The organism is Streptomyces sp. NPDC043870 (assembly GCF_056435785.1).
Genome location: NZ_JBWKDT010000005.1, coordinates 1 through 17,894, shown reverse-complemented (window position 1 = coordinate 17,894; position 17,894 = coordinate 1). Strand labels below are relative to the sequence as shown.

Annotated in this window: 8 protein-coding genes, 3 tRNA genes and 1 pseudogene; 6 read left to right on the top strand and 6 right to left on the bottom strand. The window is 65.5% G+C overall.

All coding sequences use genetic code 11. The annotated features are described in order from the left end of the window. Positions 1-16: 16 nt before the first annotated feature. Both AC0699_RS08345 and AC0699_RS08340 read right to left on the bottom strand, forming a co-directional pair. Positions 17-1,456: an FGGY family carbohydrate kinase gene (locus AC0699_RS08345; RefSeq protein ID WP_478657249.1), complete on the bottom strand. Its 1,440-nt coding sequence runs from the start codon at positions 1,454-1,456 to the stop codon at positions 17-19. A gap of 212 nt (positions 1,457-1,668) precedes the next feature. Further along, positions 1,669-1,968 carry a YtxH domain-containing protein gene (locus tag AC0699_RS08340; RefSeq protein WP_478657247.1) on the bottom strand — a complete coding sequence of 100 codons (300 nt, stop codon included), beginning with the start codon at positions 1,966-1,968 and terminating at the stop codon, positions 1,669-1,671. 240 nt (positions 1,969-2,208) lie between these two features. Between AC0699_RS08340 and AC0699_RS08335 the strand changes: the two genes are divergently transcribed. The 5 genes from AC0699_RS08335 to AC0699_RS08315 all read left to right on the top strand — a co-directional run bounded on the left by AC0699_RS08335 (position 2,209) and on the right by AC0699_RS08315 (position 3,545). Beyond that, positions 2,209-2,281, top strand: a tRNA-Asn gene (locus tag AC0699_RS08335). Between the two features lie 5 nt (positions 2,282-2,286). After that, positions 2,287-2,359 (top strand) — tRNA-Asn (locus AC0699_RS08330). 177 nt (positions 2,360-2,536) lie between these two features. After that, a tRNA-Ile gene (locus AC0699_RS08325) sits at positions 2,537-2,610 on the top strand. 126 nt (positions 2,611-2,736) lie between these two features. Continuing rightward, positions 2,737-3,033, top strand: a complete 297-nt coding sequence (locus AC0699_RS08320; RefSeq protein ID WP_478657244.1) for a hypothetical protein — start codon at positions 2,737-2,739, stop codon at positions 3,031-3,033. A gap of 152 nt (positions 3,034-3,185) precedes the next feature. Continuing rightward, on the top strand, positions 3,186-3,545 hold the full coding sequence (locus tag AC0699_RS08315) for a hypothetical protein (RefSeq protein ID WP_478657242.1): 360 nt from the start codon (positions 3,186-3,188) through the stop codon (positions 3,543-3,545). A gap of 248 nt (positions 3,546-3,793) precedes the next feature. Here the strand turns inward: AC0699_RS08315 and AC0699_RS08310 are convergent, their stop codons facing one another. After that, positions 3,794-8,206: an FG-GAP-like repeat-containing protein gene (locus AC0699_RS08310; RefSeq protein ID WP_478657240.1), complete on the bottom strand. Its 4,413-nt coding sequence runs from the start codon at positions 8,204-8,206 to the stop codon at positions 3,794-3,796. Positions 8,207-8,614: 408 nt separating this feature from the next. Between AC0699_RS08310 and AC0699_RS08305 the strand changes: the two genes are divergently transcribed. Beyond that, the gene (locus AC0699_RS08305; RefSeq protein ID WP_478657238.1) at positions 8,615-15,421 is read left to right on the top strand and encodes a polymorphic toxin-type HINT domain-containing protein; all 6,807 of its coding nucleotides are present in this window, start codon (positions 8,615-8,617) and stop codon (positions 15,419-15,421) included. 61 nt (positions 15,422-15,482) lie between these two features. On the opposite strand, the gene AC0699_RS08300 is transcribed toward AC0699_RS08305, so the two are convergent. From AC0699_RS08300 to AC0699_RS08290, 3 genes and pseudogenes are all read right to left on the bottom strand, one after another. Continuing rightward, entirely contained in the window at positions 15,483-16,169 is a 687-nt protein-coding gene (locus AC0699_RS08300; RefSeq protein WP_478657236.1) for a hypothetical protein, read from the bottom strand. Positions 16,170-16,292: 123 nt separating this feature from the next. Beyond that, positions 16,293-17,090: pseudogene (locus AC0699_RS08295) on the bottom strand (tyrosine-type recombinase/integrase); the annotation flags it as partial. Further along, positions 17,087-17,245, bottom strand: a complete 159-nt coding sequence (locus tag AC0699_RS08290; protein ID WP_478657234.1) for a hypothetical protein — start codon at positions 17,243-17,245, stop codon at positions 17,087-17,089. The pseudogene AC0699_RS08295 and the gene AC0699_RS08290, both read right to left, overlap by 4 nt. Positions 17,246-17,894 lie beyond the last annotated feature (649 nt).

Sequence of the window (17,894 nt, the reverse complement as noted above, 5' to 3'; positions counted from 1 at the left end):
GCGCGTGCGACGGCGGTCAGACGTTGAACGCCCCCGGGTGGAGCTGCTCACGCGTCGCGGTGTACTGCTGCCGCACCGCCTGCCCCACCGCCAGCTCCTCACCCGGCTCGAACACCTGCGCAGCCGCGCCCTGCCAGGCCGGCGGGCTGTGCGGGGCGAGCGTGCCCTGCGCCACACCGAGCGCCCAGGCAGCCTGCCGGGCCGCTCCCAGCGCCGCGTAGTCGGCGGGCTGCGGTACGACGACCTGCGCGCCGAAGATCCCGGGCGCCGCGGCCTGTACGGCGGGAAGTTCGGCGGCCTGCCCCAGCAGGAACACCCGCCGTACGTCCACGCCCCGCCTGCGCAGCACGTCCAGCGCGTCGGCGAGCGAGCACAGCATGCCCTCGAACGCCGCCCGCGCGAGATGCTCGGGCTTCATCGACTCGCGCCGCAGCCCGCTGAGGGTGCCCGCGGTGTGCGGCAGATGCGGGGTGCGCTCGCCCTCCAGATAGGGGAGCAGCACCAGACCGGAGGCGCCGGGGGTGGACTTCAGGGCCAGCGCGGACAGTTCGGCCAGATCCTCGGTGCCGAGCATCTCGGCGGTGCCGCGCAGGACCCGTACGGCATTGAGTGTGTGCACGACCGGCAGATGCATACCGGTCGCGTCGGCGAAGGACGTGATCATCCCCGACGGATCGGCCAGCGCCTCGTGGTGCACGGCCATCACGGACCCGGAAGCCCCCAGCGACACCACCGCGTCCCCGGTCCCGAGACCCAGGCCGAACGCGGCGGCCATCGTCTCGCCGGTGCCCGCGGAGATCAGCAGTCCCTCCGGCGTCGTCCCGGCGGCGTCGGAAGGACCCAGCACCTCGGGCAGCGCGGCCTGGTGACCGAGCGCCAGCTCCACCAGATCCGGCCGGTACGAGCCCGTACGCGCCGACCAGTACCCGGTCGCGGACGCCGCACCCCGGTCCGTCGTCCTGCGCGCGGGCCTGCCCAGCAGCTGCCACACCAGCCAGTCGTGGGGCTGCATCACCAGCGCGGTGCGCCTGGCCGCCTCCGGCTCGGTGCGCGCCAGCCAGCGCAGCTTCGCCACGGGCAGTCCGGACTGCGGTACGCAGCCGACGGCCTCGGCCCATGCCTGCCGCCCGCCGAACGCCTCGATCAGATCCGCCGCCGCGACCTGCGCCCGCTTGTCGTTCCCGACCAGCGCGGTCCGCACCGGCGCGCCCGCCGCGTCCAGCGGCACCAGCCCGTGCTGCTGCGCGGACACACCGATGGCCTGCACGCCTTCCAGCAGCCCCCCGGCCGCCGCCTCACCCAGCGACAGCAGCCACGCCTGCGGATCGACGTCGGTGGCTTTCGCCTCGACGGGATGCGGTGCGTATCCCTGGCGCAGCACGGCGCCCGTGTCCGCGTCGCAGACGACGATGCGAGTGAATGCGGACGAACTGTCCAGCCCGGCGACTATCCCCATGTCATCAGATTCTGCCGCACGCGGGGCCGAGGTCACGCCCTGACCGGCTCACGCATCGGCGTGGGCGGCGGGCCCGGGGCCACGACGGACCCGGCCGGGGGCCGTGGAGCCGGATACGGGGCCGGTTCTTGCGTCCTTTCCGGCCGGAAAGGACGCAAGAACCACCGGAAGGACACAAGAACCAGGGGCCACGGACGCAGGAAGCAGGGGGACTAGGTGTTGCTCGTGCCCCAGTCGTCCTCGGCGCCCTGGCTCCGCTCGCGCAGCGACCGCACCCGTTCGGCCACCGAGTCGGGCATCCGGTCCCCGACCTTGTCGCTCACGACGTGGTACGCCTTCCCGGCCGCCTCGCGACTCGTCTGCGCGGCGGACTCGGCCGCATTGCGCACGGCCGGATTCTGGGCGAACTCCCGTGCGGACTTCTTCAGCTGCTCGTAACGCTCGCGCCCGGCGCGGGTGCCGAGCACGTAGCCCAGGGCAAGTCCGGCAGTGAACGTAAGCCGGTAGCGCATGGCTGCCACCCTTCGCCGGCGTCGTCACGGACGCCGGTGTCGATACGGACCATGAGGCTGTGCTGCTCGCCTACCCGCAGGACCCCCTGATCACCCGAAGGGTCATCCGGAGCTCACCGCGAGGTCACCGGGGGGAACCGATTGGCGGAGCACCCCCCTGCTTGCGCTAATGTATGTGTCGCAGCGAGCGAGCGCCGCCCGGGACGCCCGGGGTAGGTACGTTCGGTGCACACGCAGCAATCCCCTGTAGCTCAATTGGCAGAGCAGCCGGCTGTTAACCGGCAGGTTACTGGTTCGAGTCCAGTCGGGGGAGCGCGATCCCCTGTAGCTCAATTGGCAGAGCATTCGGCTGTTAACCGGAGGGTTGCTGGTTCGAGTCCAGCCGGGGGAGCAGTGGTGAAGAGGACCCCTCGGGGTCCTTTTTCCATGTAATCCCCTCTTCATGGAACCGGGCAGGCGGCAGCAAGGTCCTCAAGGTCGTAGCGTCGCCGACCATCCGAAGCAGGAGATCGTATGAGCGGCTATGCTGCGGCAGACGGCGCGCACAAATGTGCGCGACGCGCCGTGAGGGGCGGTAGCTCAGCCGGTTAGAGCAGCGGACTCATAATCCGTCGGCCGTGGGTTCGAGTCCCACCCGCCCCACTCAGAATCATGTGCGCAGAAACGTTCTGACCTGCGCAAACGCAGTAGTGAGGCCCCTCGCCAATCGCGCGAGGGGACCATCGCTTTCCCTGGAACAAGATCCAGTGGACACGCAGTGGACGCTGCGTGTCCGAAATGAGCCTGATGGTCGATGAGTCTCGTCTGCCCTGTAAAGTGATCAAGGTGGATGCCGTCGCGTGCGGTAAACCTCAGGGGTCCTACGAGCCCCGGGGTGTCGTGGCCGTGGCCACCGCGGGCGGCACCCTGGTCCTTGCGCTTAACCACTCCGCACGCAAGGCGGAACTGAACGCCGCCACGCTGGTCAAACAACTCGTGGACGGACGCGGAGGCGGCCTGGCACACTCACCTCTTCTGACCTGGTGCTCCATACCGGGTCCGCATCATCCAGGGGTGGGACTTTGACAGGGCTCAGATACTCCACGGCAATCGCCGCCACGATCGCGGCCACGCTGCTGCTCACCGCCTGCGCAGGCGCGGGCGGGACAACAACGCCGGGAGCCTCCGCGACGGCATCGCCGCCTGCTGGGGAGGCGTCGCCAGTCGCTGAGAAGACCATGGAGCAGGTACTGAGCGACCTCCGCTACGCCGCAAAGAACGTCGGAGAAAACCACTTCCGCGTCGTGGAGGACAAACGCGCCGCCGCCGCGAAGGTTCCCCCCTGCATGGCATCCGGCGCGATCCTGACACCCAAGATCCCCGGCCGCGCTGAACTCACCCTCATCACCAACCGCCTGCAGACACGGGGGTGGAAGATCGACAGCACCCTGGAGGTGGAACTCACCGCGCTTTCGTCGGGCAAGTGGGACATCATGCTCGGCGCCGGACCGGTACCGACCGAAATCGCCGCCCAGGCGGGTGACAACAAGGGCGGCATCGGAACCTCGGTCACAGGGGTGTGCAAGAAACTCTCATAAACCCATCGCTCTCGCCGTGCCCGCCCCAGGAAGGGTACGTGCGACCGCGGAGGGGCCCGTGTGAACGAGGTCGAAGGTGAAGGCGATGCTAGCGGTTGACGTGGCCTCCTCGGCCTCCACGAAGCCGGGGTCAGCCCAGTCATCGGGCGGAACACCCCCGCATCGGCGGGGAGGACACGTGTCAACAGACGCGAGATGCAACCGTTCCCGGCAGCGGTGCTGCCGGGAACGGTCAGGTGGTTGGGTGGTTAGTTGTAGGGCTTGAAGAAGCGTGTGGATGCGTAAACCCACTGCTCTGCGGTGTAGGTCCAGCTGGCGAGGGCGCCGTTGAACTTGGCGTCTTCTCGGGCCGTCCAGGTCCACATCTTCACGGCGTCGTCGGGCTGGTGGTACATGGCGCCGATGTCGTCCCGTCCATCACCGTTGTAGTCGCCAATGACGAGCTGGCTGCGCTTGATGTCCCAGTTTCCGGCGTTGCTGGAGAGGGAGACGAAGGCGGAGCCGAAGCGGTCTTCGGGCTCGGACTCGGCAATGAAGGTCGAGACCTTGTCGCTGCCGTCGGCGTAGTCGTACCAGATCATGGCATCGTCGCGTCCGTCACCGTTGAAGTCTCCGGCGTGGGGGGTGGAGCGGTTCCAGTCGAGGGAGGCGCTGTACCACCACGATGTCGGCTGGGCGAAGCCGCCGGTGACGGTGGCGAGGAAGGTGTGGTTGCGGACCGTGTTGTCGCCTTGGCCGTAGAAGACGCCGATGTCGTCGCGTCCGTCGCCGTTGAAGTCGCCGGTGACGAACTTGCAGCGATTCCTGAGCCAGGTGCCGCCGGGGGCGGACCAGGACTCGAAGGGCTTGTTGAATCCTCCGGTGACGCTGGCGGTGTAGGTGAACAGTTTGCTGGTGCCGTCGGGGTAGGCGTACCAGACGGCGATGTCGTCGCGTCCGTCGCCGTTGAAGTCGCCGGCCTGCGGGGTCATGTAGCTGGTGTGCATCACGCCCTTCGGGACGGACCAGGACTCGATGGGAGTGCCGAATCCTCCGGTGGGATTTCCGAGTGCGGTCCAAAGCGAAACGGCGGTGTCGCTGTGGCCTTGTAGGGCTGCCATGTCACCGCGTCCGTCACCGTTGAAGTCGCCTGTGACGAACTTGAGGGACTTGGCATCCCATGTTCCGATCGGCGCATTGTAGGACTTGTATGGGGTTTGGAACGAGCCGTCGGTGTTCGCCATCACTGTGTATGTGGCGTCGGTGCCGGCGGTGAAGTCGTACCAGAGGCCCATGTCGCTTCGGCCGTCGCCGTTGTGGTCGTGCCGTGTGACGGTGCCGCTGGACCAGACGGCCTGAGCTTTGCCGTTGTAGACGACGAGGTTGCCGCGGTCCTGGAGAAGTGCGTATCCCTCACCTGTGAGTCCGGGCTCGACGTCGGGGTGGTCGGGGTCTGCCGTGATGCTTGGGCTCCATAGCACGGTGCTGCCGTCGGCGGAATAGACCGCGAGGTTGCCGTTTGTGAGTACGCGTGCAGTGGCGCCGCTGTTGCCGGCTGTGCCGCTGGACCAGAGAGTCTTGCTGGCGTTGGAAGTGATCACGAGGTTGCCATCGGCCTGCATAGTGAGCTTGGCCGAGTTGGACGCCAGGGACTGACCGCTGCTGAGGGTGGTGCCTGCGGGGATCTGTCGGCCGCCGTTGGCTCCGTCGATGGGGAAATAGCCGCCGATGCCGGTGTAGTCGCTGCCGGTCTTGCGACCGGGCCAGCCGATGAGGGTGTTGTCCTTTTTACGTGCCCAGAGGTCGACGATGCCATCGCCGTCGCTGACGCCGTCTCCGTTGCCGTCGCCATCGAGGTCGCCGGAAGAGCCAATGGTGGGGTACAGGCTCCGGGGCATGGTGCCGGTGGCGATCTTTACCCTGCTCGAGGCGTTGCCCCAGGTCGCGGCGTCGAGTACCCCGGTGGGGTCGGCCTTGCCGTAGGAGCGGTAGAGGTCACCGGAGGCGTTGTCCCTCAGGATCATGTCGGGTAGTTGGTCGCCGTTGAGGTCGCCAGGAACGATCACTGTGAACTTGTCCCAGTCGGCCTCGCCGACTAGAACCGGATGAGGCCGTACGTTGTCGAGTTGAGTTCCCCGGTCGCCGTAGTAGACCCAGAGGTTCTTGTCCTGTCTGACGAGGATGTCAGCGTACGTGTCTCCGTTGATGTCGCCGCCTGTGGTGATCTGCTGGGCGTCGTGCCAGTGATCGTCGGTGATCCCCTTGCAGCGGCCGCTGGGCCTGGGCACTGGACAGCTGACCTTCAGCTGCAGGTAGTTGTCACGGTCGACCATCCCCAGGCCGTTGTTGGGATAGACGCGCAGCTTGTTCTTGCCGTCGCTCTCGTTGTACTCGAGCGAGATGAGGTCGTTGTAGCCTTCCTGGCCCCAGTCTCCGCTGAAGGTGACCTGTTGGCCGGGGAAGGTGCCGCCGCCGTTCGTGGCTGCGGAGAACTCACGGCCTCCACGGCCTGCATAGGTGAGCAGAGTGCCGTTGGTGTCGGTGTTCCAGATGTCCTTGAAGCCGTCGCCGTTGAGGTCTCCGGGCTTGTCCCTCTCTTGGGAGCGGGTGGCGTAGTACAGGTACGTGGCCGTGTCCGAGCGGTTGCCGGCCGCGTCCACGCTGTACGCGTAGATCAGGTGGGGTCCGTAGGAAGGCGGTGTGACCTTGGCAGCGTTGTTTCCAGGGACGTTCTTGTCGGCGTGGACCTGGCGCACCTCTGGGTCGGTGTCGGTCCACCAGTAGTACGAGTCGACGTCCTGGACGCCGTTGGCGGAGAAGAGGAATGTCCCCTCGGAACGTGCCGGACCGGTTGGGTCTGGCCAGCCCTGATCACCCTTGGGGAATTTGTTGCCCTCGGACGTGATAGTTGGCGGCTTACTCGGACGAGTACGGTCCAGGCTGAATTTACACGTAGTGCTCCATCCGGAGTATTGCCCGTCGGGGTCCTTGGCCCGGACCCTCCACGTGTAGTCCCCGCTGGGCGTGCTTGCCGATGGCAGAACGACAGTGGCTACCCGGCCCTTGAGGGCGGGCACGCTGGTATCCACTACTGGGGTAGTCGTGCCGACCTCGAACGCCTGGAACTGGGCCGTCAGATTGCCGCCGTCCGGGTCGTCGATCTTCGCGTAGAGACTGACGGCGACGTTGCCGATGCTGCCGCCGGCGGTGCAGCTGGTGCGAGGATTGGTGCCCAGCCCACTCGGCGTCCTGGGTGGGTGGTTGTACTTAATCTCCAGCGTGGCGGTCTTCGGGTCGAATCTCTTCCAGCCGAAGGTGTCTCCTTCGTTCTGGGCGTAAAGGCCCAAGGTGACGCTCTCGTCGCCCGCAGCGGCCGCAGTACGCACTGCTGGGGTAGCGTCAAACTCCAGATTGCCCGCCGCGCAATCACTGCTCCAGCCCTTGGAATCGTCCACTACGTCCAGCCGCGGCTCGATCTTGCCGGGCTGGTTGTTCCAGGTCGTCTTCTTGGAGATGTCGCCAACCTGCCACAGTTCCACAGGGCGGTCTTGGCACGACCAGGACCAGGTGTTGCGGACCCGGAACGTGGCGCTCTTGATCTGAGCGCCGGTGACGTCGCTGGTGTCGAGCTGGAAGAAGGAGCGGGAGACCCGGTCCGAGCCGCCGGTCTCGGCTTCGTAGCCGACGCGCACGTCTTCTTTGGCGTCCCAGTAGGAGGTGTTGGGGTAGGCCTTGTAAACGCGGGTCCAATGCTGCCACTCGCCCCAGGCCCAACTCGGGTCGATGTACACCGGATAGGTGGTTTCCGCCCCGGTGAGCATCTCCTGGTCCGGGGTGATCGTCAGTGTATCCCCATCGACCGACGTGGCCATCTGCGCATCCTCGGCGCCCGCGCCGGGTTCGAACACGTCCCCTGGCTCTGAGGTTTCCGCTGCAAGGGTGCGTGCTGCAGGAGCGTCAGGGGCGGCGATGGTTCTGGAGTCCCACATTAGGGGGGCGGGGCTGGTGAATACGGTCTGCCCGGCCGGGTCGGTGGCCACGAGGGTGCCGGTGTCGATGTCCTTGGACACGTTGAGGCCCACGGTATTCATAGCGAACTGCAGCTCTGCAAGCTCGGGGTTCTGCGCAGCTGCCGCGGTCTTGACGACGAGCAACTGTGAGAAGCCCTCGACCTCGGCCTTCAGTTGCAGGTCGACCCCTGCAAGGACCTCGGGATAGGTCGCCACGTTGCCGTTGAGGGTGGGCTTGGGCAGAGACTTTGGCCAGGTCAGCGAGAGCGTGCGCCCGTCCTTGACCCCGGAGAGCATGGGGCCGATGCCGCCACCGGAGAACTTCACCGAAACCGAGGTCGCCTTCGGTACGACCGAGCCGTCGGTCGCGAAGGCGAGGGTCGGATCGGCAGGAACCCAGGCTCCGTCCCGCCATACCCGGACGACGGTGCCGTGTCGCTTGACCGAGAACGATCCGTCGGGAAGCGCCCACGTGTCACTGGCCTCGGTTCGGGCCGAGACCAACTCCACGGGCTGGCCAGACGCTTGAGCGTCCTGAAGCGCCTTGTCCTCTTCGCTCATCGATCCGTCGGCGACGAGGTCCGATGAAGCGGCGGCGAGGGCGCCGAGGGCGGGATGTGCGGCGTACGAGGGCTGGGCGGGCACTACCGGCGCGAGGACAGAGGCGGCCACGGCGCTGCACAGCAGGCGGCTTCTCCATCTACCTGGAGAGGTCACACCCCTCTGAGTTATGGACACGATTGAACTCCCCTTTTCACTGCCCGGATTGGCGCAGACTCTATAGGGATCCCCGGCTCAAACCTTCCGAGGGTGCTGACGAAGTAGGCGAACCGGCCGTGATGGAAGTGTGAATACGGGGTAATTGCGGACAGGCCGACAGGGTGCCGCGCGGTGACGTGCGAGGCTTCTGAGCTGGCCATTCGCTGATCACGGAAGCCTCACAAGTGCTTCATAGGTGCCAAACGGGCGATCCGCCTCTCTGGCGCATTCATTGGGCATTCGGGAATCGCCTCATTCCCAAGATCGGCTGTGTGTTGTTATCGTGCGGCAAAGTTTCTGAGCTGCGCGAGGGGTGGGGGCGTGAGCCGTTTCGGCACGCGTGGATGGGTGGGGGCTTTGGCTCTCGCGGTGGTTGCCGGGTTGCTGCCTGCTGGTGCAGCAGGAACGGCAACAGCAGCGGATGGCCAAGGGGTGAAACTCCCCAGGCTCAAGCAGCCGCCAACCGTAGCTGTGAAGCAGATGGCCCCCGGCGGTACGAAGCGGCGCGGCGACCGAGCCAAGTGGAAAGCCCCAAAGGTCACCTGGCCTGCCCCTGGCACCGCCACCGTCGACTTGAGAGCGAGCGGCGCCGCCTCGGCTCCGAAGCGCGCCGGTGTACTACCAGTCGCTCTCCGCGCCACCGCGTCCAAGACACGCGGCACCGCCCACAGCCCGGGCAATGTCAGGGTCACCGTCGCCAGCAGGGACGCGGCGCGTGAGGCCGGTGTGGACGGCATCCTGCTCTCCCTCAGCCCAACCGATGCGGCCTCCGCCACGGGCAAGGCTCAGGTCCAGGTGGACTACAAGTCCTTCCGCGGAGCCTACGGCGGTGACTGGGCTGCTCGTCTGCGTCTGGTCCAGATGCCTGCCTGTGTACTGACCACGCCGGCCAAGCCTGAATGCCGGGCCGGACGGCCGCTGGCGACGAGGAACGATACGAAAGCGGGCACCCTTTCGGCGGCCGCTACTCTGCCAGGCTCTGGGAGCAAGGCTGCCCGGACGACGCCAGCGCCTATGGGCGCAGCAGTTCTGGCGGCCACCGCGGACGACTCCGGTCCGACGGGCAACTACAAGGCGACCTCGCTGCAGCCATCCGGCTCGTGGAGCCATGGTGGCTCGACCGGCGCATTCACCTGGTCGTACCCGATCGGCGTCCCGTCGGTACCCGGTGGTCTGCAGCCGAAGATCTCGCTGGGCTACAACTCACAGTCCGTTGACGGCCGCACGGCCGCATCCAACAACCAGTCCAGCTGGATCGGCGATGGGTGGGACTGGGAGCCCGGCTACATCGAGCGCCGCTACAAGCCGTGCAATGACGACAAGACCGGTGGGACCAACACCACCAAGGTCGGTGATCTGTGCTGGTACAACAACAACGCCACCCTGTCGCTCGGAGGGAAGAACACCGAGCTCGTCTACGACAGCACCAAGGGGTGGCACCCGGCCTCCGACTCCGGTGAGAAGGTCGAGAAGCTCACCGGTGCCTCCAACCCGGACAAGGGCACTGCAGGCGTTGACGGTGTCGGCGAGCACTGGAAGGTCACGACGACCGACGGCACCCAGTACTTCTTCGGGCTGAACAAGCTGCCCGGTTGGAGCGACAACGGCATCGACGCAGACGACCCAGTGACCAACTCGACGTGGACGGCGCCGGTGTTCGGCAATCAGTCGGGCGAGCCCTGCTACAACGCCTCGTTCGCTGCGGCCTGGTGCCAGCAGGCGTGGCGTTGGCAGCTCGACTACGTCGTCGATCTGCGCGGTAACGCTGAGGCGTACTACTGGAAGACCGATGCCAACAACTACGGCCGCAACGTCTCCGAGACCACAGGTGCCTCCACTGTCACCCCGTACATCCGCGGCGGCTACCTGGACCACATCGACTACGGCCTGCGCTCCAACAGCGTCTACTCGGCCAAGGCCATGGCCCAGGTCTGGTTCGGTGTGAGCGAGCGATGCCTCACCACATGCGGCACCTTCGACGCCACCAACGCCAAGAACTGGCCCGACGTGCCGTTCGACCAGTACTGCAAGGACGGCTCCACCGAGTGCAAGGACCAATACTCGCCCACCTTCTGGTCGCGCAAGCGCCTGACCGGCATCACCACCAAGGTCCTCACCGGCGGGGTCCACAAGGACGTCGACGCATGGGCCCTCCAGCAGGGCTTCCCGCCCTCTGGTGACGGTGTCTCCACACCGATGTGGCTGGAGTCCATCACCCGCACCGGCAAGGCCGGTGGTACGGCCGGGCTGCCCGCAGTGACCTTCGCAGGTGTGCAGAAGCCCAACCGGGTCGATTCACTCGGCGACGGCCTGGCTCCCTTCATCCGCCTGCGCATGTCCCAGATCACCACGGAGACCGGCGGCACCATCGGAATCGACTATCTCGATCCCGAATGCACAGCCACTAGCTTGCCGCCCACCGACGCCTCAAACAGCACCCGCTGCTATCCCGTGAAATGGGCCTACGAGGGTGAGACAGCCAAGCAGGACTGGTTCAACTCCTATGTCGTGCAACGGGTCATTGAAGGCGACAACCTTGTGGCGACGCCAGACACGGTGACCGAGTACGCGTACGTCGGCGGCGCCGAGTGGAGCAAGAGCACGGACGAGTTCACCAAGCCCGAAGACCGCACCTACTCCGTCGCCCGCGGCTACTACCAGGTCCAGACCCGCAAGGGAGCCGGCACAGAACCCAAGACGTTCTCCGAAGCTCGCTACTTCCGCGGCATCGACGGCGCGGCTGTGGAGAACTCCGCCAACGTCGCGGTCACCGACCGGGAGCAGTTCGCCGGCTGGCTCCGCGAGAGCGCCACCTACAACGGGAACGGCGGCGCACTCGTCAGCGCCACCTCATACACCCCATGGCGTTCGGCCAACACCGCAGCCCGCAGCCGCACCGCCGCCGAGCTGCCGGACCTGGAGGCCTACTACACCGGTACCGCGGCGGAGGAGACCCGTACCACCGTCACCGGCGGCGGCACCCGCACGACTAAAGTCACCCGTGGCTTCGACAGCTACGGCATGGTCAGCGAGGTCTCCGAGCATGGCGACATCACCAAGTCCGGCGACGAGAAGTGCACCACCACTCAGTACGCCCGCAACACGAATGCTGCCGTCTGGATCCTCAATACTGTTTCTCGCACCGAGACAGTTGCGGCCGCATGTGGTGCCACGGTCAGTCGTCCGGGCGACATCATCGATGACATCCGCGCCTACTACGACGGCGGAGCACTCGGGGCAGCGCCGACCAAGGCCCTCGTCACCAAGACCGACCGCATCAACGGCAGTGGCAACGGCTATGACGTCACCACTTCCATCCCCCGCACGTGTGGTCTGACCCAGGACCAGTACTGCTTTGACCAGTACGGCCGCTCCCTGGCCACGGCTGACGCATACGGCAAGGTCACCTCGACCGTCTTCACCCCCGCCTCGGGCGAGGTAGCCACCACGGCAGTCGTGATCAACCCACTGGGCCACAAAACCACGACAGTCGTGGACCCCTTGCGAGGACAGCCGGTCAAGGTCACCGACGCCAACAGCAAGGTCACCTCGACCGCCTACGATGCACTGGGCCGTGTCACCAAGGTCTGGACCCCGACCCGCTCGGCCGTCACTTACCCCAGCGCACCGAACTACAGCTTCGACTACTTGGTACGTAAAGACGGCCCGGTCGTCGTCACCACCAAGGTGCTCGATCACAACTCCGAGTACCAGACCAGCTATGCCTTCTACGACGGACTCCTACGTCCCCGCCAGACCCAGGCGAAAGCCCCGGACAACGCTGGCCGGCTGCTGACGGAGGTCTTCTACAACACCCGTGGCGAGGCATGGCTCGACTCTGGGACGTACTTTGCCACCGGCGCTCCGGAAGCAGTGCTCGTCACGGGTCAGGAGACTCAGTACCCGGCCTCGACCGAGGCGATCTTCGACGGCGTCGGGCGGCCCACAGCCGTGATCGCCAAGCGGTTCGGCGACGAGACCAAGCGCACCACCTCCAGCTACGCAGGTGACGTCACCACCGTCACACCGCCCAAGGGTGGGACCACGACGACCACCGTCGTGGATGCGCTGGGCCGTACTACACAGGTCCAGCAGCCCACGGGCTCCGAACCACCCACGCAATCCATCAGCTACACCTACAACAAGCACGGCCGCCTGGAAACCGTCACGGACGCATCGGGCGCGAAGTGGACCTACACGTACGATGTCCGTGGCCGCCAGACCCGAACGGATGACCCTGACAAGGGCACCACGGTCACGACGTACGACCACGGCGACAGAGTCACGGACGCGGAGAGCGTTGCCCGTGGCATCACTCTGCACACCGACTACGACACCCTCGGCCGCCCTACCGCCCTGAAGAAGGGCACGACCACGCTTTCGGCCTGGACCTATGACACCGTCGCCAAGGGGCAGTTGACCGCAGCCACGCGCTACATCGACGGCAACGCATACGTCAATGAGGTAACCGAATACGGCGACCTCTACCAACCCGCTGCCAGCAAGTTCATCGTCCCGGCCAGTGAGGGCACACTGGCAGGCACGTACGAGTGGTTCAACTTCTACACCGACAACACCGGTCAGCTGATGGAGACCGAGCACCCCGAAATGGGCGGCCTTCCCGCCGAATCGGTCACCAGCGCATACAACACAGCAGGACTACTCGATTCGGTCTACGCCGGCAGCGACCCCATCATCTCCGCCAGCACCTATGACCACTACGGTCGCAACATCCGTGAGGAGTACGGTGAGTTCGCCCGGCACCTGTTCGTCACGAATGAATTCGACGACCACACCAGCAACCTGACCCGCACCTATACGGACCGCGAGGTCGCCCCGCAGCGCGTCGAGGACACCCGCTACACCTACGACCCGGCAGGCAACATCACCCAGATCGCTACCGCCTACGGTCAGGACGCCACCCGCACCACCGACACCCAGTGCTTCACCCTCGACGCTCTCCGCCGCATCACCGAAGCCTGGACGAACACCGGCGAAGAGTGCGCTGAAACTCCCTCTGCCGCGGTAGTGGGTGGTCAGGATGCCTACTGGACCACCTACGCCTACGACGCCGTCGGCAACCGCAAGACAGAAACACAACACAAGACCGCATCCGGGCCCACCGCCGACACCACCCGCACGTACGCGGATCCCGAGGCGGGCAAGCACAACCTGCCCAAGGTCACCCACACCGGCACCAACCCCCACGACGAGATATTCACCTACGACGGCGCTGGCAACACCCTCACGCGCAAGATCGGCACCGAAGCCGTACAGAGCCTGGACTGGGACGACGAGGGACACCTCAAGTCCGTAGCACAGGGCACCAATGTCTCCAGCTACATGTACGACGTCGAAGGCCAGCGGCTAATCCGTAAGGATTCCACGGGCACAACCCTGTATCTGCCGGGTGGCAACGAACTCCACATGGACAAGGTCGGTCTGGTCACCGGAACGCGCTACTACGGCTCCATCGCCATGCGCACCGGCGGCAAGCTCACCTTCACCCTCACCGACCACCACAACACCACAACCACCCAGATCACAGCAGACGCCACCCAGGCCGTCACCCGCCGCAAGACCACCATCTTCGGCGCCCCTCGCGGCACTCAGCCCACCGCATGGACCGGCGACAAGACCTTCGTCGGCGGCACCAAGGACAAAGACACCGGCCTCACGCACCTCGGCGCCCGCGAATACGACCCAATGATCGGCCGCTTCATCAGCGTCGACCCGATCATGGTCCTCACCGAATCGCAGCAGATCCACCCCTACACCTACTCAGCCAACAACCCCGTCATCTTCTCCGACCCCAGCGGCCTCGCACTTGCCTGCGGACGAGGCGGAGACGAATGCCCCGACGACGGCGACCCGATGCCCGAGGGACCGAATGACGACGGCAACGGCCTCAACCACGGCGACACGCCGGGCAGCGACGGACCAGCACCCGGTTCGAATGGCTCCGGCGGCCTCGGGGAGGAGATCGGCTACGACTTCAACGAGGACGGATACATCTCCTTCTGGCCCGGCGTCGATGTCCCCGCGAACTGGGATAAGGCTCACGTCTACATCCAAGCCTTCTACGACAAGATCGACCTGCTGTGCCACTACGGGCCTGAAGTGTGCGGCGATCCTGAATACCCGCTCTTCTCCCACGTCACCAACAGCGCAAAGGGGGCCGGCTGTCTAGCAGCAGTCGGAAAGGATTGCGGCGGCGACCTCGCTAATCTGGGTTGGTCAGCGATGGTCCAGGCGTCCGGCGCATTTATGGCCGGTACGGTGGCGAGTGAAGGACCCGCAGGAGGCCCTGTCGGCTGGCGCTGGGGCAAACAGGGCAACTGCACCAAGTGCTTTGTCGCCGGCACCGACGTCCTCATGGCCAACGGCACCACAAAGGACATCGAAAAGATTGAGGTCGGCAACGAAGTCCTCGCCACCAACCCCCTGACAGGTGAGACCGGCAAACACAAGGTCACCCGGCTCATCATTACCGAGGACGACAAGCACTTCAACGAGCTGACCATCGAGACCGCACACGGCCCGAAGAAGCTCACCGCAACACACGAACACCCCTTCTGGTCGCCATCCCAGAAGCAGTGGATAGAAGCCAGCAAGCTCCAGCCCGGCATGACACTGCGCACCGACCGCGGTGCTACCGTCACCATCGAAGGCAACCGCCCTTACACGAAGCACGCCCGCACGTACAACCTGACTGTGGACGGCCTCCACACGTACTATGTGCTGGCGGGCAAGACTCCGGTCCTGGTTCACAATGCAAATTGTGGCCCTAATCTGAAGGGCCTGCCGAAGGACTACGACCGGCGCACCGTGGGAATCCTTGATGTCGGAACCGATCAGCTTCCGATGATTAGCGGCCCAGGTGGTCAGTCGGGACTTCTCAAGAACCTTCCGGGCCGGACGAAGGCCAATGGGGAGCACGTGGAGACTCACGCGGCAGCGTTCTTGCGCATGAATCCAGGTATCAGAAAGGCCGTGCTCTACATCGACTACCCCACGGGGACGTGCGGAACATGTAGAAGTACCTTGCCTGACATGCTGCCCGAGGGGGTTCAGCTGTGGGTGATCTCGCCACGAAGGACTGAAAAATTCACGGGACTTCCTGACTGAGCCAGGAAAGTAATCGACGGCCGATCCAGATGGATCGGCCGTCGATTCGTGTTTTCGCTATCTACCAGGGCAGCGGCTCATCGGTTGTGTAGTCCTGAACGCCAGAGTATGAGCGCCACTTGATTCCTGGCATGTTCTCCGCCCAGGAGAGATCCCCTGGCGCTCTCGCTGCGAGGGTGATGTCATGACCTGCGTCGGGATCGTCGCTCGGGTGGACGAGAGCCAGCCAGCTCTCACAGAAGAGGATGCGCGAATCGCGGGCCGGCCAGTTCCATGCAGGGAAGGGGAGTTCACGGCTTCCTTCCTGAGACCAGAGCCAATCTGCCGATACTCCTTGCGCGACTTTCGTCGCAGGGGCCCCCAGGATTGCCTCCAGGATCGTGGCATGAATCAAGAAGTCTGAGAGCCGCTCGCCAGTCCGTCGCCATGGGGTCGGTTCGTCGGACGGTTCTCGCTCGTACACAGAGAAATCTTCACTAGTCGGGTCGAATGCCCAGACCCAATTTCCTTGGTTCTCAACCCAGAACGGAATCTTTCCGTCCTCCATTGTGAGTTCCGAGAGGCGGATGGCGTAGTTGTGCGAGGCGATCTCCCCGCCCCACTGGGCAGAGATTTCATGCCACTCGACAAGCTCCCTGGGCGCTTCAAGCGATTCTCCCAGTCTCACATTGGGTGATTTCGGGGCGCCGTACCACCTCCGCAGAAATCGCAGCAGGCCCGGGTAGTCCGTGGGGGCGAGAGAGTTCATGTGAGACATTATGCGCTACATGCCCGGGCGCCGACGTGGGTTGATCTGTAAATCGCTAAAGCAAAACGGGAGCCCTGTAGGTGGGGCTCCCGTGGGCCATGACGGCAGTAGTTGACGGCAACGTCAGCGGACGTAGGCGGCGCAGGGCGGCGGTTCGTCTCCGGGGTCCTCGGCCGCCTCGGTGATCGCCGGGCCGTTGAGTGCCGTGCTGAGGGTGTCGATGGCGTCTCGCTGGAGGCGGAGCCTTACGTGGGCGTAGACGGTGGCGGTGACGCCGATGTGGGCGTGGCCGAGGAGTTCCTTGATCGCGACGAGGTCGACTCCCTGTTCCAGGAGTTGCGTCGCCGTCGAGTGTCGGAGGTCGTGGAAGCGGATGCGTCGGAGTCCGGCCAGGTCGAGGAAGGTGCGGAAGCGGCGGGTGAGGTTGGCCCGGTCGAGAGGCCTGCCGGTCGGCGTGGTGAAGACGAGGCCGCTGTCCTGCCAGGCTGACCCTGCGGTCTCGCGCTCGGTGTCCTGCCGCTCCCTGTGCGCCTTGAGGGAGTGAAGGCACTCAGTGGGGAGGGCGATGCGGCGTTCAGACGCCCGGGACTTGGTGGGCAGGTGGGTGAGGCCGCCGGTGCGGGTGCGCTGGAGGGAGCGGCGGATGCTGGCCGCTCCGGCGTTGAGGCCGAGGTCCTCCCACCGGAGGCCGAAGAGTTCACCTTTCCGGAGTCCAGTACGTAGTGCGAGTTCGTACAGCGCGTGGAGGCGGTCGGCGCCGGCTGCGTCGAGGAACTGGCGGGCTTCTGTCGCGGTGAGGGGCCAGAAGTGCCTGGGCCGGGGTGCGGTGGTCTTGACGTTCCGGGCGACGTTGCGGGGCAGCTCGTCCACGCGGACCGCGTGTTCCAACGCCGACTTGAGCACTGAGTGCACGTACGTCATTGGCTCGGCAGCGTCGCCGTCCACCGGCTTCGCGAAGGGCAGCGGCTGGTGCGGCGGTTGCCGTAGCGGACCAGCGGATGCCCGGCGGGCAGCTCCTTGGACTTTAGTTCGCGCAGATCGGCCGTCGTGATGCCCTCGACCAGGGTTGTCAGCACGCAGCCGGGCGAACAAGCTCGCCCCGCTCGGGGTCGACTTCGATACCTTGCCCGCAGAGGGCTGACCAGTAGAAACGCCGTATGGCTCCACCCTCGGGCGAAGGGTGCGGGGCCCTTTCCGTCTGTAAGGGACTCCGCTGCGTGAGAGTTCGAGACGTCGACTTTCCCCACGCTTAACCTGCATCGGTCCAGCAGACATCCCCGAGCGCCTCCTTCGGGAAGGCCCTCGGGAGACCGCCAGTGGACACGCGGTGGACGGAAGGACCCGGAAGGATCAGGAAGGCTGGCGCAGAGCCAGAACGGCGAAGTGCCTCTGACCTGCGGTTATAGGAAGATCGAGGCAAGAGCGGGGACGGATCGGAAGATCAGAAAAGGACTCATAATCCGTCGGCCGTGGGTTCGAGTCCCACCCGCCCCACCAGTAACCTGCCCTGACCTGCGGAAACGTCTCTTCGGTGCCTCTGAGTAACGCCTCGGGTCCAACAGGGGAGAATCCGCTGCTCACGAGTACTGGTCGAGGTGTCGCGACAGGTGCGGACACCCCTGCCAGGCTTCTGACGCGTAAATAGCAGCAGGTCAGGCTGGGTGTGGGCAGGATTGAGTGCCCGGCGGTCGTTGAGCCGTCGGTTGTCCGGGTCCGGGCCGGTCA